At 55.5% G+C, this 19,464-nt stretch carries 18 protein-coding genes and 2 pseudogenes; 6 read left to right on the forward strand and 14 right to left on the reverse strand.

What is annotated here, in order from left to right; genetic code table 11:
* Together AC2FJZ_RS10540 and AC2FJZ_RS10545 are read left to right on the forward strand one after the other, a co-directional pair.
* Positions 1-1,497 (forward strand): aldehyde dehydrogenase, encoded by a 1,497-nt coding sequence (locus AC2FJZ_RS10540; RefSeq protein WP_496777459.1) that lies wholly within the window; start codon positions 1-3, stop codon positions 1,495-1,497.
* Entirely contained in the window at positions 1,494-2,834 is a 1,341-nt protein-coding gene (locus AC2FJZ_RS10545) for an NAD(P)/FAD-dependent oxidoreductase (RefSeq protein WP_496777461.1), read from the forward strand. The genes AC2FJZ_RS10540 and AC2FJZ_RS10545 overlap by 4 nt, the downstream gene beginning before the upstream one ends.
* A gap of 14 nt (positions 2,835-2,848) precedes the next feature.
* On the opposite strand, the pseudogene AC2FJZ_RS10550 reads toward AC2FJZ_RS10545, so the two are convergent.
* The 8 genes and pseudogenes from AC2FJZ_RS10550 to AC2FJZ_RS10585 all read right to left on the reverse strand — a co-directional run.
* Positions 2,849-3,172: pseudogene (locus tag AC2FJZ_RS10550) on the reverse strand (IS6 family transposase); the annotation flags it as partial.
* Positions 3,173-3,588: 416 nt separating this feature from the next.
* Positions 3,589-4,881: a TRAP transporter large permease gene (locus tag AC2FJZ_RS10555; RefSeq protein WP_496777463.1), complete on the reverse strand. Its 1,293-nt coding sequence runs from the start codon at positions 4,879-4,881 to the stop codon at positions 3,589-3,591.
* Complete coding sequence (locus AC2FJZ_RS10560; RefSeq protein WP_083445288.1) at positions 4,878-5,492, reverse strand: TRAP transporter small permease; 615 nt, start codon at positions 5,490-5,492, stop codon at positions 4,878-4,880. The genes AC2FJZ_RS10555 and AC2FJZ_RS10560 overlap by 4 nt, the downstream gene beginning before the upstream one ends.
* 84 nt (positions 5,493-5,576) lie before the next feature.
* On the reverse strand, positions 5,577-6,581 hold the full coding sequence (dctP, locus tag AC2FJZ_RS10565; RefSeq protein WP_050604384.1) for a TRAP transporter substrate-binding protein DctP: 1,005 nt from the start codon (positions 6,579-6,581) through the stop codon (positions 5,577-5,579).
* Positions 6,582-6,783: 202 nt separating this feature from the next.
* Positions 6,784-7,263: a thioesterase family protein gene (locus AC2FJZ_RS10570; protein WP_496777465.1), complete on the reverse strand. Its 480-nt coding sequence runs from the start codon at positions 7,261-7,263 to the stop codon at positions 6,784-6,786.
* Positions 7,260-8,291: a histone deacetylase family protein gene (locus AC2FJZ_RS10575; protein WP_496671435.1), complete on the reverse strand. Its 1,032-nt coding sequence runs from the start codon at positions 8,289-8,291 to the stop codon at positions 7,260-7,262. Before AC2FJZ_RS10575 ends, AC2FJZ_RS10570 begins: the two co-directional genes overlap by 4 nt.
* Before the next feature lie 3 nt (positions 8,292-8,294).
* Positions 8,295-9,224, reverse strand: coding sequence for a 3,5-dioxohexanoate:acetyl-CoA acetone transferase (kce, locus tag AC2FJZ_RS10580; protein WP_496777467.1), 930 nt, complete (start codon positions 9,222-9,224; stop codon positions 8,295-8,297).
* 2 nt (positions 9,225-9,226) lie between these two features.
* Positions 9,227-10,561 (reverse strand): aminotransferase family protein, encoded by a 1,335-nt coding sequence (locus AC2FJZ_RS10585; RefSeq protein WP_496777469.1) that lies wholly within the window; start codon positions 10,559-10,561, stop codon positions 9,227-9,229.
* A 112-nt stretch (positions 10,562-10,673) separates the two neighbouring features.
* Here AC2FJZ_RS10585 and AC2FJZ_RS10590 point away from each other — a divergent pair, with 112 nt between their 5' ends.
* A complete protein-coding gene (locus AC2FJZ_RS10590) occupies positions 10,674-11,645 on the forward strand; it encodes a LysR family transcriptional regulator (RefSeq protein WP_496777471.1) in 972 nt (323 codons plus the stop codon).
* A 37-nt stretch (positions 11,646-11,682) separates the two neighbouring features.
* Positions 11,683-12,513 (forward strand): carbon-nitrogen hydrolase family protein, encoded by an 831-nt coding sequence (locus AC2FJZ_RS10595; RefSeq protein WP_496777473.1) that lies wholly within the window; start codon positions 11,683-11,685, stop codon positions 12,511-12,513.
* A 115-nt stretch (positions 12,514-12,628) separates the two neighbouring features.
* Here AC2FJZ_RS10595 and AC2FJZ_RS10600 read toward each other — a convergent pair whose 3' ends face one another.
* Positions 12,629-13,039 (reverse strand): DDE-type integrase/transposase/recombinase, encoded by a 411-nt coding sequence (locus AC2FJZ_RS10600; protein WP_172677887.1) that lies wholly within the window; start codon positions 13,037-13,039, stop codon positions 12,629-12,631.
* A 71-nt stretch (positions 13,040-13,110) separates the two neighbouring features.
* On the opposite strand from AC2FJZ_RS10600, the gene AC2FJZ_RS10605 reads away from it, so the two are divergent.
* Both AC2FJZ_RS10605 and AC2FJZ_RS10610 read left to right on the forward strand, forming a co-directional pair.
* Positions 13,111-13,791 (forward strand): IS6 family transposase, encoded by a 681-nt coding sequence (locus tag AC2FJZ_RS10605; RefSeq protein WP_496777475.1) that lies wholly within the window; start codon positions 13,111-13,113, stop codon positions 13,789-13,791.
* 8 nt (positions 13,792-13,799) lie between these two features.
* A pseudogene (locus tag AC2FJZ_RS10610) lies at positions 13,800-14,150 on the forward strand (DDE-type integrase/transposase/recombinase); the annotation flags it as partial.
* A 150-nt stretch (positions 14,151-14,300) separates the two neighbouring features.
* On the opposite strand, the gene AC2FJZ_RS10615 reads toward AC2FJZ_RS10610, so the two are convergent.
* Genes AC2FJZ_RS10615 through AC2FJZ_RS10635 form a run of 5 tightly spaced genes read right to left on the reverse strand, consistent with a single transcriptional unit; the run spans position 14,301 to position 19,462 of the window.
* On the reverse strand, positions 14,301-15,053 hold the full coding sequence (locus tag AC2FJZ_RS10615) for an ABC transporter ATP-binding protein (RefSeq protein ID WP_050604376.1): 753 nt from the start codon (positions 15,051-15,053) through the stop codon (positions 14,301-14,303).
* 1 nt (position 15,054) lies between these two features.
* A complete protein-coding gene (locus tag AC2FJZ_RS10620) occupies positions 15,055-15,903 on the reverse strand; it encodes an ABC transporter ATP-binding protein (RefSeq protein ID WP_496777478.1) in 849 nt (282 codons plus the stop codon).
* The gene (gene nikC / locus AC2FJZ_RS10625; protein WP_496777480.1) at positions 15,900-16,811 is read right to left on the reverse strand and encodes a nickel transporter permease; all 912 of its coding nucleotides are present in this window, start codon (positions 16,809-16,811) and stop codon (positions 15,900-15,902) included. Before nikC ends, AC2FJZ_RS10620 begins: the two co-directional genes overlap by 4 nt.
* A complete protein-coding gene (locus tag AC2FJZ_RS10630) occupies positions 16,808-17,866 on the reverse strand; it encodes an ABC transporter permease (RefSeq protein WP_496777482.1) in 1,059 nt (352 codons plus the stop codon). Before AC2FJZ_RS10630 ends, nikC begins: the two co-directional genes overlap by 4 nt.
* Complete coding sequence (locus tag AC2FJZ_RS10635; RefSeq protein ID WP_050604372.1) at positions 17,867-19,462, reverse strand: ABC transporter substrate-binding protein; 1,596 nt, start codon at positions 19,460-19,462, stop codon at positions 17,867-17,869.
* Positions 19,463-19,464: the final 2 nt, after the last annotated feature.

Raw genomic sequence — 19,464 nt, forward strand, 5'->3', positions numbered from 1 at the left:
ATGGATCTGCTGACACAGGACGAATACAAATCCATTGCCACGGGTCTGGACTTGCCCACCGGCGCATTCATCGATGGCAGCTTTCGTCCGGCCATCTCGGGCAAGACCTTCACGACCATCAACCCTGCCAGCGGCGAAAAACTGACCGATATTGCCGCGTGCGATACCTCAGATGTGGACTTTGCCGTCGAGAAAGCACGCGAGGCGTTCGAGGATGGCCGCTGGTCGAAACTGCACCCCTCCGAGCGCAAGGACGTGCTGATCCGATTGTGCAAACTCATGACCCGCAACGCACGCGAACTGGCGGTGATGGAGAGCATCGACAGCGGCAAAACGATCTTCGATTGTGAAACCGTGGACGTGCCCGAGACCATCCACTGCCTGAAATGGCACGCAGAGGCAATCGACAAGATCTACGATCAGGTCTCGCCCGCCTCTGACGATCATATCGCCATGGTTATCCGCGAGCCCATTGGCGTCGTGGGGCTGGTGCTGCCGTGGAACTTTCCGCTGTTGATGCTGGCATGGAAAATCGGCCCGGCCCTTGCTGCGGGCTGTTCGCTGGTCATCAAACCAGCTGCTGAAACCACCCTGACCGCGCTGCGCGTGGCAGAGCTGGCGATGGAAGCCGGTGTGCCTGCCGGCGTGCTGAACATCCTCCCCGGAAGCGGAGCCGATGTGGGTGAACCCATCGGGCGACACATGGACGTCGACATGGTCTCGTTCACCGGCTCGACCGTGACGGGCAAACGCTTTCTTACCTATTCGGCGGAATCGAATGCCAAAGAAGTCGTGCTTGAGATGGGCGGCAAGAACCCGGCCATCGTGATGGACGATGCCGAGAACCTGGACCGCGTCGCCGAGCATCTGGTCAATGGTGCGTTCTGGAATATGGGCGAGAATTGCTCGGCCAGTTCGCGCCTGATCGTGCATAAATATGTGAAGAGCGAGTTGCTGGACCGAATCGCACATCACGCCAAGCAGTGGAATATCGGTGACCCGCTGAACCCGGAAACGCGCATGGGTGCGTTGGTTTCTGAAGGTCATTTCAACAAGGTGTGCGGCTATCTGGAACAGGCAGAAAACGTCCTTATCGGCGGCAAAGCCGATAAGGGCTTTGTTGAGGCGACGGTCGTCGAAGTCTCTGATAACGAGGCCATTCTTGCCCGCGAAGAAATCTTTGGTCCTGTGTTGTCAGTCATCGAGGTATCCGGCTTTGACGAGGCGATCTCGGTCGCCAATGACACGGAATACGGGCTCTGCGCGTCGATCTTCACCGCCAATGCAAAACGCGCCATCCGAGGCGCCCGTGCCCTGCGCGTAGGAACCGTCACAGTGAACAGTTTTGGCGAAGGAGACATCTCGACGCCGTTTGGTGGCTACAAGCAATCCGGCTTTGGCGGGCGCGACAACTCGATCCATGCCCATGATCAGTACACCCAGTTGAAGACCATCTGGATAGATCTGGCAGATGATGCGGATGAGGCCGTGGATTGAGCCGGTATGACGCCAAACGCCTCCCCCGACAAACGGGATCGGCGGGATGGAATGCAATCCTGCCGCCACAGACACCTCTACCCGAGCTCGACGACGATCTGACGGCAGATATAACGATCATCGGAGGCGGGTTCGCGGGCCTAAGCGCCGCGCGGCGATTGCACCAGATCGACCCATCTCTGAAAGTCGTCCTGTTGGAGGCTGGGCGCTTTGCCGAAGGGTCCGCCGGGCGCAATTCAGGCTTTATGATTGATCTGCCGCACGATCTGGCCTCGGAGAATTATACGAGCGCGGGGTTGGAGGCGGATCGGGCCAGTATTGCGCTGAACCGGCAGGCGATTGCTTTTGCTTCCCAGGCTGCGGCAGAGTTCGAATTGTCGGAGGAGACGTTCGATCCCTGCGGCAAGATCAATGCTGCCGCAACACCGGCGGGTGACCGGCATAACGCCGATTATGCCGCGCATCTGGCGCGGTTGGGTGAGCCTTGCGAGATGTATGATCAGCACCAGATGCGGGCTTTGACGGGCAGTCCACATTATACCTCGGGCCTGTTCACGCCAGGGACGGTGATGATCCAGCCTGCCGCGTATATCCGGGCGCTGTCGGCACAGTTGGCGCGCCGGGTCAGGGTCCATGAGAATTCAGCAGTGACCGGATTCAGCAAGCAGAGCAGCGGCTGGGTGGTCGAGACCGGGAAGGCGCGGGTGTCGACAGGGCGAATCGTGCTGGCCAATAACGGGCATCTTGAGAGTTTCGGCTTCTATCAGCGACGCCTGATGCACATATGCCTCTATGCTTCGATGACGGAACCGCTGAGCGAGGCGCAGATCGCAACGCTGGGCGGGCAGCCACGCTGGTCGGTGACACCTGCGGACCCAATGGGAACCTCGGTGCGGCGGGTTTCAGGTCGCTATGGGGATCGTATTCTGATCCGGAGCTGTTCCAGCTTTCACCCGACGATCGAGACCAGTTCGATGCGTCTGCGTAATGCAGGTTGGGTACACGACCGCAAGTTCAGGGAACGCTTCCCGCATCTGCCTGATGTACGGATGGAACACCGTTGGGCCGGAATGCTGTGCCTCAGCCGTAATGGATCAGCCGCATTCGGTGAGCTTGAGACGGGCGTTTATTCTGCCTGCTGCCAAAACGGTCTGGGCCTCGCACGAGGGACATTGCAGGGTATGGCCGTGGCGGAATTGGTCACTCAGGGCGGGTCGGACATCGCCGACCACTTTCTGGCCCAACCGATGCCGCCACGTCTCCCGCCGGAACCGTTCGCGTCACTGGGGGCAAACAGCTATCTGATCTGGAAAGAATGGCGATCCGGGGCTGAATAGCCGTCGGACCGTTTACGGCGAGGCTGGATCAGAATATCGAATACATCTCCATTGCCATCGATCACACGCCACAGCCAATGTTTCACTCCATTGATCGGGACGACCACTTCGTCCATATGCCATTTGTCGTGCGGCCGGGGCCGGTCGCGTCGGATACAAGCCGCGAACCGAGACCCGAAACGGTTCACCCAGAGACGAACCACTTCACAACTGACGATGACGCCACGCTCTGCCGGAAGGTCCTCGACATCCGCCGTGCTGAGAGCAAACCGATGATATGCCCACACCGCATAGACGATGGTTTCGCGAGGAAAACGGAAGCCCTTCAGCCGCGGCAATCAGGTCAGTACGGTCATGGTACCGCGCTATCCGAGAAGGACAACCCGATCAAATTGGCAATGCCGCAGCTTTCGAAAAGTCCCGCCGTCATGCAATGATTGCAAGGCGCATATGTGTTTTTTGATGGTGCTTTCGTCTCGAAGTTTCACCTATCTATGCGTCGTTATGGCAGCTCCTGTAGAGGATCAGAACGATGAACAACGTTGTAAAAGACACACTGGGTATCGCGGCTTTGGTGGCAGCAACCGGAGTATTTGTTGGTCTGCATTCTTGGATGTACGTCCTCTGAATACCCATCGCCGCAGGTTCTGCGCCGGGCAGGCCACCTGCGAGCGACAAGTTAGGGGCTTTGATGCTCCGAACAATGAGAAAGGCGCCCGAACCCGGGCGCCTTTGTACATTTTCGATAGTCCTGCTAGCGACTTAGCAGCAAGTCCGGCAACCACAGGGCCAGTTCAGGAATGAATGTCGTCAGCATCAGCGTCGGCAGCCAGGCAAACACGATGAAAACCAATGTCGGCCACAACATCTTTGAGACCGGCGTATCGCAGATTTGAGCCCCAAGATAAAGCAACGGAGCCGTCGGCGGCGTGATATTGGCCATCCCAAGATTGACACCGATGATCGCGGCAAAATGGATCGGATCAACTCCGACACTTTGGGCGATCGGCAGCAGGATCGGAGTTGCCAACAAAAGGCCCGAGATGTCGTCCATCAACATCCCGATCAGGATCATCACCACGTTGATCATCAAGAGGATAATGACCGGGTTGTCCGAAACAGAATAAACCATGTCCTTGGCCAGTTGCGGAGCACCCTGCGAGATCAGATTGTCCGAAACGATCAGAACCATGAAAATCATGACCATGACCACACCAATGGTCACGCCTGAGTTCTGGATCGTCTGCGCCAGGGTCTTCCAGGTCAGGCCACGATAGAAGTAGATCGCAACCGGGATCGCATAGCAAACCGCGATGCCTGCGGCCTCTGTCGGGGTCATGATGCCGCCATAAATACCACCCAGAATGATAATCGGCATCATCAGCGCAGGCCCGGCCAGGCGGCCTTGACCCAAGAGAGCAGGCATGAACGGATCAGGACGATCCGACAGTTGGATATCGTCATACTTCCGCAGCATGAACTGGTTGGTAATGATCAGAAGCGTGATCAGGATGATCGCGGGGATGACCGTAGACAGGAAGCATTTCAACACGTGTTGCTGTGCCACCCAGCCATAAAGGATGTGCGACGAGCTGGGCGGGATCAAAAGGCCTAAGGGGCTAGCCGACACAATTAGTGCTGCGGATTGCCCTTTCGGATAGTTCGCCTTTTTCAGGTGCGGCATCATGATGCCACCGATACAGGTTAGCGTCGCATTGGCACTGCCCGAGATCGAGCCGAAGACACCGCAGGCCAGCACGGATGCCGCGTTCAAACCACCTTTGATGTGACCGATGAACATCTCGGCCAGCGCCACCAGGGGGGCTGCAATCCGGCCTTTCTCCATGATGCCGCCGGCAATCATGAAGAGCGGAATTGCCAACAGCACCAGAGAGCGGATCCCGGTTGCACCGGTCGGCAAGTAGCCCGTAATGGACTGATCCCCAACCAGTGCAATGAAGATCAGAACAGCTCCAAACGCCACATAGACGCTGACGCCCAGCAAGAGCATCAGACAGACAATAATAAGACTTCCGCCGATAATCATTTCGCGGCTCCTTTAAGGGTTTCGGACCGCAAAGGAAGACCGAGCCCCTTTCGGATATGCACGTAAAGATACGCAGCTGTGAACATCGCCATGAAGCCAAATGCGCACATGATCGCGATACGCCAGGTAACAAAAGGAATGCGCAACACCGGCGTCGACCTCAACCGTGGGAACGAGAAGTCGTCCAGCAGCGACACGTAGCAGGCATAAACCATAAAGAGGATTATAAGCAGTTCGACCAACAGCACTACGAATCCGCGCCACCAGATCATCCGAGGGTTATGGATCACGATGCCCAGGATGTCGGCGTTGATGTGCAGGTTGCGTGCAGATGCCAGAACCGCTCCGGCAAAAAAGCCCACGATAGAGAAGGCCAAAAGCCATTCTTCGTAAGCAAAAAGATCGCCGCCAAAACCGTATCTGATCACAACAACAGCACCAAAGGTGAAGGCCATCAGGAAGCCACTGGCCATCACGATCTGTCGCATAACAAATGCGATCAATTTCATGGGATACCCAATGATCGGTGGAAGTTCGTCCGTGACTTTCTGCGGTTTTTCGGCGTCGTCGTCGCCGACATACGTCGTCATGTCATCTTTCTCAATCGACATGCCTGTCCCCCCGCTTTTTTCTTTTTTGTGAGTAAATAGCGAAAGGGCCGGCAATTTTGCCGGCCCGATTGATTGTGCTGACTATCAGTTTTTGCTGGCCAGCAAACGGTCGATCACATCCTGGCCAACGTTCTGGGCCATCATCGGCCAGATCTGTTCCTGGATATGTGCGGCCATCGCGGCCTGTTCTTCGTCGTTCAGGGACAGGATGGTATAACCTTTTTCGACCAACTTCTCTCCAAACGCCGCATCGTTGTCGCGGTTATACTGGAAGAAGTCGTCCGACGCCTTGGTCATGGCTGACTGCAGGGCTTCGCGCTGCTCGTCATTCAGCTTGTCCAGAGTACGCTGCGACGCGTAGAACGTCGTCAGTTCCGAGATAGAGTTATACTCGATAAAGTGGGTGCCAACATCCGACTGGGCGAAGATAGAATAGGTTGCCGTCTTGGTGCAGCAGATCGCGCCATCAACAATACCTGACTGGATCGCAGGGAAGATATCGCCCCACGCCATGGTCGTGGCCTGGAAACCAAGCGCTTCCACCATGCCTTTAACGGCGGGCGACGACCATACACGAATGTTCATGCCTTTATCGTCGAACGTGTTCCAGTTGGTCGGCTCTTGAGTAGCCACGATGCCAACAAACCCTTCAGGGTTCTGTGCCATAACGCTCACACCGTACTCGTCGGTGATCTCCTGCAGGATCTTGTTATATTCGGAGTCCATGTTGCGCATGATGTTGTCCATGTCATCCCAGCCACCCACGAGGAACGGCATCGACAGGAACTCAAGGCGCGGGTCGGTGTCAGCATAGATGAATGCTGCCGCCAGATCGATATTACCCCGCGCCACATCTTCAAAAAGCGCCTCGCCCGAGCCAAGCTGGTTGGCCGGGAAAACTTCGATTGTCAGTCCGACATCCGCGGCAGCAACATCGGCGGCCACCTGCTCCATCATCTTGGTGCCCTGGTGGTCAATCGGGAACACACCGGCAAAGCGCAGTTTCATGTCTTCTGCCAGCGCCGCAGTGGACATCAGCGCGCTTACGGCGCCAAGCATCAGGCCCTTGGTGACATATTTGAATTTCATCTAGATTTCTCCCAGTTTGCGGTTCTTATTTCGTTTGGCATCTTTTGCTGACCGCTGCAAATTATGCGTTTGGTCACACTATGCGAACACATATCGCAGTGCAATTTGATTCAAGGCTTGTTTTTGCTTGGATCGGGTTCCTCTCTATTTAGGATTTTTTCGGGGTGTGGTTTCTGGTGTCTGCGAGAGTAAGCTCGATCCATTATCGTCTCATCAAACCGATTGGCCGCCCAATTTGGGCAGGGCGGGCGATCGGTTTGTGTTCAGCCGCCAACGCGGCGATTCGGGTTTGAATGTCTGCCGGATAGGGGGCGGAGCGGCGTGTGCCGTGATCGACATTCATGAGAACCTGTTCCATCACGCAGACAGTTGTTTGGTCTTTCAGCTTTATCATCGATCCCGCGATGTGTAGGCGTTTAGCATCGGCATCCAATAGTAGAAACCGGCAGAGAAACTCATCGCCTGTCAAAAGCTCACCCAGGTAGTGGACGTGGTTTTGGAGTGCAAATGGCCCGGCGTTACAGACCTTCACGAAACTGGGGCCAATACCCAGTTCTTCGTCCAGCATGACGTCCAGTGCTTCGTCAAAGGCCATCACGTAGTAAGCCAGATTCATGTGGCCATTGTAGTCAATCCACGCTTCGGGCACCTGACGAATCTCTGATGTAACTCCGTGGGTCATGGGGTGCCGTCCGCAAACCCGCTGAGAAACGCATGCAGGTTGTCACCCAATTCGTTACAGAGGTACCCTCCTTCCTGAACAATCACTGTCGGGAGACCGAGTGCGGCCAATTCTTTTCCGATCTCGGAAAAACCGGAGGTCGATACCGTCAGCCCACCAAAGGGGTCGCCCTCGTAGGCGTCGAGGCCAAGCGCAATCACTACAGCGCCCGGCGCGAAATTTCGCACATGAGCCAGACCGTCCCGCAGACCCTTCATGAATCCGTCGGTCCCGGTACCGCGTGGCAGCGGAACGTTCAGGTTGTAACCGTGCCCTGCACCTTCTCCGACCTCGTGCGCGTGGCCCCAGAAAAACGGATAGAACCGCGCGGGATCCGCATGGATGGACAGTGTAAACACGTCGTCGCGCGCAAAGAAAATGCCCTGCGTGCCGTTGCCGTGATGCAGATCAACATCGATGATTGCAACGCGGTCGTGGGTTTGCCGCAGAAACTGGGCAGCAATGGCACTGTTGTTAAGGTAGCAAAAGCCACCCGCGAGATCGGTGAAACAATGATGCCCCGGCGGGCGGCACAGCGCGTAGGCCACGTGATCCCCGTTCAGAACGACTTCAGCCGCGGATACAGCGCAATTTGCGGACCAGCGCGCTGCCTCCCAGGTATGTTCACCAATCGGGCAGGACATGTCGGTGATATGAAATCCGGCCTGTCCCACCGCTGACAATGGATAGCTGGCGGTGCGGCGATCCGGATGAATGTTCGGGAAAATCTCGGGCGTCGCATCGGGAATGCGCTTCCAACGCTCATGAACCGTGGACAGAAATTTCAAATAGACGGGACTATGAACCGCCGCGATGGGGCCAAGCCCGTGATCCTTCGGCACATGCAGGTCATGCCCACCGGCAGCCACGCCCGAAAGCAGTTTTTCTAACCGCTCGGGTGTTTCGGGGTTGGGTTGCATGACACCATTCACCAGGAAACCGCTTGGATTGTGTTGGCTTTGCCGTTTCTGATCCGAAAACACCTTCATGTGTCAGAACCCCACCTTGTCTGCGCCTTTGAGGCTGAGCATCTTGCGTGTCTCAGCCGGAGTGGCGATTTCATATCCCAACTCTTCCAGAACGTGCCGGATTTTTCTGACCTGCTGGGCGTTGCTGATGGCCAGTTCCCCGCGCCCGATCATCAGGCTGTCTTCGAGGCCTACGCGCACATGCCCGCCCAGAATGGTGCTCATCGTGGCTAGAGGCATCTGCTGCCGTCCTGCCGCAAGTGCCGAAAACTCGTACGCATCGCCCAGAAGACGGTCAGCAGTTTCCTTGAGGTTCATCAGGCTGTGCGGGCTTGCATCGATCCCACCAAGAACCCCCATGACGAATTGAAGAAATACCGGTCGCACAAGGCGTTTTTGCTTCAGGTAGAATGCAATCGTCTGGATATGGCCCACATCGTAGCATTCGCATTCAAATCGCGCGCCCGCCTCATCACCAAGCATCCGAAACACGGTTTCGATGTCATGAAACGTGTTCTTGAACACTGTGTCACGGGTGTTTTCGAGAAAACTTTCCTCCCAGTCATAGGTCCAGTCCGAATATCGGTCCTTCATCGGGAAAAGCCCGAAATTGACCGACCCCATGTTCAGCGAACACATCTCGGGTGCCAGTTCGGCGGGGGCTGACAAACGCTGTTCCACGCTCATCTGGGAACTGCCGCCGGTGGTCAGATTGATGACCGCATCTGTTGCGTTCTTGATCCGGGGCAGGAACTGGCGAAAGACGTTGATATCAGCACTTGGGCGCCCGGTTTCCGGGTCGCGCGCATGCAGGTGCAGGACAGACGCGCCTGCCTCAGCGGCCTCGATCGCCGAAGTCGCGATCTCGGCGGGCGTCACCGGGAGGTAGGGGCTCATGCTCGGGGTGTGGATCGAGCCGGTGATGGCGCAAGTGAGAATGATCTTTTGTGCCATGGCTAGCACTCCAATCCGCATTCTCGGGAAAAGGCCCCGAGACTGTCGTCAAGAATGTTCAGGATTTCATTGATCTGAGGTTCAGTCACAATCATCGGTGGACACACAAGGAAGTGGTCGCCCTCCACCCCGCCACGTGTGCGGCGCGAATACGTTATTAGATTTCGGTCGTAACAAAGCTCCACAAGCCGCTCATAGGCGTTCAGGTTCTTGGGCAGCGGTGCCATCGTTTCACGATCCGAGACAAGTTCGAATGCGGTCAGCAAGCCCTTGCCGCGTACATCGCCAATGAAGGCATAGCGCTTCATCAGGTCCCGAAGGCCCTCCATCAGCACATCCCCCATGACGCTTGCATTGGTCATCAGGTCATGCCGTTCGATCTCGTCCAGAACCGCAAGCCCCGCCGAACAGGCCAGCGGGTTTCCCGCATAGGTATGCCCGTGCGCGAACCCGCCGGTATCAAGCACCGTGCCGACCATTCCTTCGTCGGCGATCATTGCCCCTAACGGCGCATAACCCGCACCAAAGCCCTTGGAAAGCGCCACGAGGTCCGGACGCACATTCCAATGATCGGACGCTAAAAACGCCCCAGTGCGTCCGACGCCTGACATCACTTCGTCCATGATCAGCAGCACGCCGAAATCATCACAAATCTCGCGTACTCTGGCGTAATAACTGTCGGGCGCCACCAGCGCCCCGGTGGACGCGCCGCCTACGGGTTCCATCGCAAAGGCCAGAACGGTTTCGGGCCCCTGAGCGATGATCTCATCTCGCAGCATCTCGGCATATTTCAATCCCCTGTCATGGTCCGACAGGTTGTCACGATCCAGATAACAGGTCGGCGCAGGGATTTTCGGCATATCTTTGTACAGCGGCCCAAAGGCATTTGTCAGCGGCCCGTAGCCGGTGATTGCCAGCGCTCCCAGCGTGGACCCGTGATAGGAGGGAAAGCGCGAGATCACTTTCCAGCGGCTTGCCTGATCTGACGCGACGGCCCATTGACGCGCGAATTTAACGCAGGATTCAACCGCCTCGGACCCTCCAGAGACAAAGAACACCTTGCTCAACCCATCCGGCATACGATCAGCAATCGCTGTCGCCAGATCTTCCGCTGGTGCGTTTTCGAAATGCAGCCGGTAGGCAAAAGTGGCGCTGTTCATCTGCGCCATCATCGCGTCCAGAACGCGCGGGTTGGAATGGCCGATATTGCTGACCATGGCACCGGATGATCCGTCGATATACCGTTCTCCGTTCTTCGCCCAGATATAAATCCCTTCGGCGCGCTCGACTTCGGGGCGGCGCGTACGGTTCTGGTAAAACAGGTTCGATGTCTTCAAAGGGCTCCTCGCTTCGGTATTTTTGGTAGGACAACGCCAAGCATAACCTTGTGTTTAAAAGTGACATGGAGCAAATAGATAATGCGAGTTATTATTATTGATGAGATCAATGATGAACGCCACTGATCAGGAAAAGCTGATCCGGGAACTGGATTGGAACTTGCTGCGCACCTTCATGTTCATTGTGCAGGAAGGCAGTATCACGCTTGCGGCAAAACGCCTTATGCGCCGCCAACCCTCGGTCAGCCAGGCTCTCAAACGGTTGGAGGCCCGGTTGGGCACGCCATTGATCGATCGCAGCCCCTCGCATTTTCGCGTCACCCCGGCGGGGCAGAGCCTCTATAAGGAATGCTTGGAAATGTTCGGCAGCCTGGCGCGCGCCATTCATAGTGCGCAGAGTACCGAGGACACAGTGACAGGCACGGTCAAGCTCGCCTTGCTCAGCCGAATAGAAAACGAATTCTTCGATCAGGTCCTTTCGGATTTCCACCGACAGTTTCCCGAAGTCAACTTTGACATTGAGGTCATGTCGAGCAAGGACGTGCGCCAGGCCGTGCTGACAAAATCTGCGTCTCTTGGGGTGTGCCTAGTACATGACGCACACTCGAACCTAATGCATGATGTATTGTTCCGCTCATTTTTTGGGTTCTATTGCGGACCCAGCCATCCTTTGTTCGGGCAACGTGACCTTTCGCTGGACGATTTGCGAAATCACTCGTCTGTGTCCTTTCGAACCGATCAACTTTGGGATGCGCTGCGTCCGGTGGCGTTGCTGCGCGCGCAGCATAAGCTGGATAACTGGGTAATCGGCTACACATCCGATCTGGGAGAGGCCCAGCGTATGATCAGCGCGGGCCTTGGGTTTGGGCCGCTCCCCAACCATGTGGCTGAAAGGTTTGTCAGGCGTGGCAAGCTTTGGCGATTACCCCCCTATGAAAACACGCTGGCGATTGATATTCATCTGGTTCACCATAAGGATGCCCGCCTGAACCGGGCGGAACACGCCCTTCTTGAGATGTTTCGTGCGCGACTAAACAGCGTCCCGCTCACCGAGCGTAGCCGCAATCTGGCTGTGGCCGGGTAATGGGCAGACTGCAGCAAATGCAAGGAAAGGCCAAGCCGTGACCTCAAATGACGCCCTGACGCTACTGGCCTGCCAGATAGAGGTCCCGGCTACGGAAAGTGCCGCAGCGCGGGACAAACATCTGGAGATATCAGCCGCCAAAATCCGCGCCCAATTGAAGACGCGGCCGGCTGACCTTGTGGTTCTGCCCGAGCTTTCAAGCATCGACTATTCCCGCGCGGCCTTCGACCGGCTCAACAAGATTGCAGAGCCGCTGGAGGGCGCATCCTTTGAAACCTGGCGGGCTGTGGCAATCGAGTTTGGCGCGCACGTGTCCTATGGGTTTGCGCGCAAAGGGACGCAGGGCACCCATATATCTGTTGCGGTGGTATCACCCGCAGGCAAATTGGTCGGGCACTACGATAAGCTCCATCTTTGCCAATACGGTGCGTCGATGGAGAAGGAATACTTCGTACCAGGAAGTCATGTATTTACGTTCGAAATCAACGGCATAACGATTTCTCCCATCATTTGCTACGACATACGAATACCCGAACTGTCGCGCGTTCTGACATTGAAGCACGGTGTTGATCTGATCCTTCATAGCGGCGCATATTACCGGGATGAATCTTTCAATACCTGGCACAGCTTTGCCAAGACCCGCGCAATGGAGAACCAGATTTACTTTTTGTCCCTGAACCGTGCCGGAAAGACGTGGGGCAATTCGATCTTCTGCCTGCCTTGGATGGATGAGAACGTTCCGCCGCAACGATTTGTCGCCACGGATGAGGATTTCCGCCATCTGTCAATCAATCGCGAACATCTGCTGAAGGCGAGAGAGAACTACACCTTTCTCAAAGACCGTTTGGCGGATTACGACACGCTTTGACAGAACGGGGACTTTAGTTCTCGCAGAAGTTTTGCAGACCAACTCAAACTCGATCGAGCCGGGTCCGTTGCATTAACGTAATAGAGCTGCGTTTATCGTCGGTAGTGCTCACCGTTCATGCAGTTTCCTGGAACAGGTTTTCGACAAAGATGATCTCGTTGATCACTCTGGTCTCACAATTCTCGAACTGGCCTTTTCGAATGGTGCGAAAAGTTTCGATGCCAGCGAGCGCGGCCTTCGCTCCTGCCAATGTCTGGAACCCGCGCATGGGCCGCAATCGCTGCTTCAGCGCGGCGTGATCGCTTTCGATCCTATTATTCAAATACTTGCGGTCAATGTGCCTGATCGTATCTTCAGGCCCGAGGCGGTCGTTGATCTCGCGGATCACCTTTGCGTAGCTGTGCGCCTTGTCGGTGACGATCGTTTGCGGTTGGTACTGTCGCACGGTATCTCGGGCCTGGCGCAAAAACGCCCTTGCTGCCTTGGCATCCCTCCGCGCCGTCAGGCGGAAGTCGATCAGTTGCAAACTTTTGGCTGTTGACGAGGTCGGATGCTGCGGGTGAATGACTTTCGGTATACTCAGCCGAAAGTCAGTTCATGATTTCCTTCAAAGGCGCGCAATATCTGAAGGATGTGATCCTGTTCGCGGTGTTTTTCTATGTCCGATACGGCGTGTCATACCGGGATCTGGAAGAAATCATGACCGAGCGCGGTGTTTCAGTGGACCACACCACGCTAAACAGATGGGTAACACGGTATTCTGGTGCAATCGCTGAGGTAACACGTCGCCGCAAAGGGCCATGTGACCGTTCGTGGAGAATGAACGAAACTTACATTAAAGTTAAAGGCGCGTGGGTCTACCTCTATCGAGCTGTCGACAAGCACGGCAAGACCCTTGATTTCATGCTTTCACGGCGTCGCAACAAACCAGCCGCCACCAAGTTCTTCGCCAGGATGTTGGAGATCAATGGATTGCCAAGGAAGATTGTGATCGACAAGAGCGGTGCCAACACCGCCGGGATCAAGGCGATCAACAAAATGCTCAAAGGCTTTGGCTGCCCGATCCCAATTGAGATGGTGAGGCGGAAATACTTGAACAATATCGTGGAACAGGACCACCGTTTCATCAAGACACGCACGCGGCCAATGCTGGGGTTCAAGGCCTTCGCTTCAGCGGCGGCAACGCTCGGCGGAATCGAAGTGTCGCACATGATCCGCAAGGGCCAACTCACGCCTGGACTCTGTCCGTTTAAGCAGTTCGCTGAGCTCGCTACCTGACTTACAAGCGATTGCTGAAACAACTCAACGGGCTCAAATCTTTGCAACAAAACCTCATCACCGACAAATTGCGCAGCTTTATCAAACCGATCAAGACACTGGTCCCGGACGCTGACCACCGAGCCCACAACGGCCTCAACAACGCGATCGAAGTGTGGCACAGGCCGACCCGCAAATGGGAGAAAATGTTCGGGCGGTTCAAATCCCACCGACAGGCTCAAAGGTTTCTATCCGCGCACGACCAGATCAATTTGATTTTCCGACCGCGTCGCTATCAACTCACCGCAGATTCATACCGCCACGCTCGCACCGATGCTATCAACCTTTGGACCGATTACACCGTTGAAATGAAGGCGTGAGACAGCTTTCGCTAGCCCCCTCACAATCTGCCCTAAACAACTCGGAAATTCCTCCGTTACGATACAGCCTCAGTTCTCCGAAAAACCCTGACGACAGACAAACAGTATCGGTGTTGTCGCATTGACTGTCCCAACATTGATACGCAACACTCACTGTGGAGCAACCGAAGCTCTAAGCAATTCCTGCGAGTATTCATGCCTGGGGTTTCCCATCCGTAGAGTTTCGGAGGACATGACTTCCACAATCTCGCCGTTTCTCATGACAGCTAGTTGGTCACACATATGCGCAATTACAGGAAGGTCATGGGATACCATCAGATAGGTCAGTCCGTGTTTCGTGCGCAGGTCAGCGAGCAAATTCAGAACTTCGGCCTGAACGCTGACATCCAAGGCCGACGTGGGCTCATCCAATAGCAGGATATCTGGCTCGCCTGCCAAGGCCCTTGCAATGGCAACGCGCTGACGCTGACCACCAGAGAGCTGGTGCGGGTATCGAAACCGGAACCGTTGCCCAAGGCCGACATCATCCAACAGACCCGCCACACGTATGTCGATATTGTCCAATCCGTGCAGATGCAGAGTTTCGCTGAGCACCTGATCAACTGTGTGCCGCGGATGAAGCGAGGCGTAAGGATCCTGAAACACCATTTGCACCGTCCGGAAGAATACGCGATCCCGTTTCGCTCCGGACAGCGCCTGACCTTCGACCTCGATGGTACCGGACCATTGCGGCGCAAGGCCCGTTATTGCGCGCAGGATGGTCGATTTACCGGATCCGCTCTCTCCCACAAGACCAAAGCTTTCGCCTTGCATGACACTGAGGTTGGCACCTTTGACCGCATCAACGCGGTCATGTGTTTGGCCGAACCAGACGTCCAAATCTTTGATTTCCAGTGCAGTCATCTCACCCCCTGACACTTGGCGCACTCGACCAGGACGGATCACGGGTCAGGACGCTCAGATGGGTGCGGGTGTCATCAAGTCGGGGAAGGGAATTCAACAGTCCTTGGGTGTATGGGTGTTGGGCTTGGTGCAGCTTGTTCGCTTCGCAGACTTCGACAATCCGGCCTGAATACATGATGAGAACGCGGTCGCAGAACTCGGACACGAGGTTCAGGTCGTGACTGATGAAGATCAGCCCCATGCCCCGTTCCTTGACCAACCCGTCCATGATGTTCAGAACCTGTCTCTGGACGCTGACATCCAGTGCTGAGGTCGGCTCATCCGCGATCAGTATCTTGGGATTGGGGATCAGCATCATCGCGATCATGATACGCTGTCCCATACCTCCGGAAACTTCATGAGGATAAGCGCGCATCACCCTCTCAGCATCACGGATCGACACATTCTCCAGCATCTCGATAGCCATCTTCCGTGCACGAGACTTGGAGCCGGAATTGTGTTGAAGATAGGCCTCCATAAGTTGCTCACCAACAGTGACCACCGGGTTCAGTGAGAATTTGGGGTCTTGCATGACCATGGAAATCTGCTTCCCCCGGACCTCGCGCATCTCGCGTTCGCTTAACTTTAGCAGATCGCGACCTTCCAGATTGACGTGACTGGCCTCTACTATGCCGGGCTTGCGGATAAGGCGCAGGATAGCCCGACCCGTCATTGACTTGCCGGAACCGCTTTCACCGACAATACCCAGCCGTTCGCGTCCCAGCGAGAACGATATGCCGCGTACGGCGTCGAACACGCCCTGGCGGGTTGGGAAACGGACCCAAAGATCTTCGATGTCCAGCAAACTCATTGTCCGTCATCCTTCGGGTCCAGGGCGTCCCTCAAGCCGTCACCCAGCAGGTTGAAAGCCAGCGATACCGTAAAAATCGCGAGCCCCGGCACAGTGGCAACCCACCAGTGGTCCAATATAAATCTGCGACCCTCTGATATCATCGCCCCCCATTCAGGACTGGGCGGTTGTGCGCCCAGACCGAGGAAACCCAAGCCAGCCGCCGCCAGAATAATCCCAGCCATATCCAGCGTGACGCGCACGATCAGCGACGAAATACAAAGTGGCCAGATATGGCGCGTGATGATGCGCAAAGGCCCTGCACCTTGCAGGCGGATCGCGTTGATGTAGTCAGTCGATCGGATGGTCAGCGTTTCGGCCCGCGACATACGTGCATAGGGAGGCCAAGCCGTTAGCGAAATGGCAAGCACCGCATTTTCGATCCCGGCGCCAAGGGCTGCAACAAATGCCAGCGCCAGAACCAGACGCGGGAAAGCTAGGAATATGTCCGTGATGCGCATCAGGACCACATCGACCCAACCTCCAGCATACCCCGCAACAGTCCCCACCAAAAGACCCGCAACTGGGGCGATCAAAGCAACCAGAGCGACGATGTAGAGCGTGATACGTGCACCATAAATCAATCTGGACAGTATATCTCGCCCTAAACTGTCGGTGCCCAAAAGATGCCCCTCGGTCCCTATGGGCTGAAGACGGCTGGCAAGATCCTGAGAAAACGGATCATGCGGGGCCAGAACAGGGGCAAATACAGCGGTGAAAACAAGAAGTGCCAGAATGGTCAAACCAACCATAGCCATGGAATTCGTTCGCAGTGTTAACCAGCCCTTATACAGACTGGACAATCTGGCGTGACGGCGTGACGTAGGTGCGTCGGCCAGCAGCCATTGTCGCAAAGTCAAATCGCTCATTTCGACCTCGGGTCAAAGAAACGGTAGAGAAGATCAGAGAGTATATTCAGACAGATAAAGATCAGCCCGACCACAACTGTTCCGCCCAGAACAGCATTCATGTCTGCGCTCAGCAATGCCGTTGTGATGTAACTGCCTATGCCTGGCCAACTGAAGATGATCTCGGTCAGAACGGACCCTTCAAGCAGGTTGGCATAGCTCAGCGCGATGACCGTGATCAGTTGCACCCGGATATTCTTGAATGCATGGCGCCAGATCACTTGCCGTTCCGACAGGCCTTTGACCCGTGCGGTGATGACATATTCGGCCGAAAGCTGTTCCAGCATGAAGGAACGGGTCATCCGGCTGATGTAGGCCAACGAGTAATAGCCGAGTAAAGCCGCCGGCAAGATGATATGGGTTAAAGCATTACGGAAGACATCCCAGTCTTGAACGATAGCGCTGTCCAACAGGATCAAACCCGTACGCGTTGGCACAACATCTTCGTAGAAAATGTCCAACCGTCCGGGACCACCAACCCAACCAAGAACCCCATAGAACACCAGCAGACCCATCAAGCCCAACCAGAAGATAGGCATCGAATAGCCGACAAGCGCGACAACCCGAGCGATCTGGTCAATCCACGAGCCACGCTTGACTGCGGCAATCACCCCTAACGGAACGCCGAGAAAAATGCCGATCAGAACACCCAGAGTGGCGAGTTCCAACGTGGCGGGGAAAACCCGGGCGATGTCCTCGGATACAGGGCGCGCATTCAGCAGTGAGTTTCCGAAATCTCCGTGCAGAACATCCCACAGATAGTAAAAGAACTGCACCAACAATGGCTTATCGAGGCCAAGTTGTTGGTAGACCGCATCATATGTCGATTGTGATGCACGTTCACCAACAATAGCCAGCACCGGATCAATCGGCATCACGCGGCCGATGATGAAGGTTACGAACAGCAGCCCCAGCATTGTTATTGCGATGGTACCAAGAGTTTTCAGGATGCTCTTGATCCAATGGATGAGAGGCGCCGAACGGCGCCCCCCTGTTGGTCTTTCGGCCAGTGCCATTTACTTGGTCACCTGCCAGTATGACGCCGACGTAATCGCCTGCCCGGTCGAGAAATCCGTCACATTGTCACGCATCGCCGATTGTTCAATTTGCTGGAACATGATGACAAAAGGCGATGTCTCACGGAAATCTGCCTGAATTGTCTTATACATATCAGCACGTTTTACTGTATCGTTTTCCACAACGGCAGCATTCGTCTTCTCGGTCAGACCATCTGTATCCCAGGAATTCCGCCAGGCCAGCAAACCGGTGGCATTGGCCTCGTCTGAATTGTCCGGGTTGTACGCAAACGTACCGGCGTTTGTTTGCGGGTCAGGGTAATCCGGCCCCCACGCCCCAAGATAAACGTCCAGTTCACGCGAGCGGTATCGCGCCAGAATCTGCTTGGCGGTTCCGACCGTGATGTTCATCTTGATGCCGACTTGTCCCAGCGCGTTTTGCATGGCCTGCGCAATCTCAATGCGCTCCTGTGCTTCGCGCACGCCGACCTCAATCTCAAGCCCGCTTACACCGGCCTCATCCAGCAAGGATTTGGCTTTCTCGATATCAAAGTTAAACGGGGCCTCGTCGGATGCGCCCAGATATGTCTGAGGTAGAAAGTTCTGATGGATCGTGTACTGACCCTTCAGGAAACTGTCGCGCATCCCTTCATAGTCAATGAGGTACTTAAAGGCCTGCCTAACCTGAGGTTTGCTCAGCTCGGGATGCTTCTGGTTCAGCGATACATACATCAGACGGCCTTTCAGCTCGTCTGCGATTTTGACCCCATCCACCGATGAGGCACCAGCCACATCTTCGGGGTTCAGATTGCGAGCAATGTCGATGTCCCCGCGTTCCAGCAACAGACGCTGACTGGCGCTTTCTTGAACGTGGCGCACGACCACACGCTCCATGGTCGGGGCGCCCAGATAGAAGTCGGGGTTGGATTTCAGCGTTACGCTTTCATTCGGCTTCCAGCTGACCAGACTATAGGCACCCGATCCAGCCGTGTTGGTTTTGAGCCATTCATTGCCCAAATCGCCATCTTTATCGTGCTCCATCACTGTCTTTTTGTCGACGATCCCGCCAATTGTAGAGGTCAGGCAGTTCAGGACAAAGGATGTCGCATAAGGCTTGTCCGTGGTGATGGTCAACGTATCGCCATCTGCAACAATTGTTTGCTCAATGTTTTCAGGCGTGAATCCAAACTGTGTTAGGATAAACGCCGGAGTTTTGTTCAGAATGATCGCGCGGCGCAGCGAAAACTGAACGTCCTCGGCGGTCACAGGGTTACCAGAGTGAAACGTCAGCCCGTCCCGGATTTTGAATGTGATGGACGTTCCGTCCTCTGACACGTCCCAGCTTTCGGCAATATCCGGCTGATATCCGGCATCCAAGTCCAGCGGGTCGAAATTCACCAGTTTCTGATAAACATTCCTGCTGACATCGGACCCGGCAAATTCAAAGCTCTCGGCTGGGTCCAGTGTGGTGATGTCGTCAATGCGATTTGCGATAACCAGCATATTTGGTGGCGTTTCTGCCATCGCGGAAGTCGAAGTCACGGCCAGCGCCATTCCAAGCGCCGCTCCGGTAAGCAATCTACTAAATGCGTTCATGT

The organism is Ruegeria sp. CDSA079, assembly GCF_059612245.1.